Here is a 328-nt window from a genome sequence, read left to right as displayed (position 1 = left end):
GATAAATGCCATTACATTTGTACTGTCGCCCGTTTTGGGACTGTCGCTAGGTCTGCTAGGCTTTTCTGGTGTCGGTGGTGTTTCGGGTTTCTCTGGTTCTTCTGGCTTTTCCTTAAAGGTAATCGTCTGTCCCTTATCCTCAATATTCTTATGTTCGGTAACTTTCTTCGGTTCGTCTGGATTGCTTAAATCGTACAATTCCTCAAAAGTTACAAGCTGTTTGCTGTCAAGAGAAGTAGCGTCAAAGGTAAAGGCAACTTCCACTTTCATAGCTTCGCTGTCAGCGGTAAACATATAATCACTTTCCACACGCTTTCCATTGATAAGA

General features: G+C 42.7%; 1 protein-coding gene. It reads right to left on the bottom strand.

What is annotated here, in order from left to right; translation table 11 throughout:
• Positions 1–328: VaFE repeat-containing surface-anchored protein (locus LJE11_RS19430; RefSeq protein ID WP_227296440.1), on the bottom strand; the 328-nt coding region annotated here is incomplete at both ends.

This window comes from Blautia sp. DFI.1.216, assembly GCF_020594215.1.
In the GTDB taxonomy this organism is placed as follows: domain Bacteria; phylum Bacillota; class Clostridia; order Lachnospirales; family Lachnospiraceae; genus Blautia_A; species Blautia_A wexlerae.
Note: the sequence above shows the minus strand (reverse complement) of the source record. Positions and strands in the feature narration are given on the sequence as shown.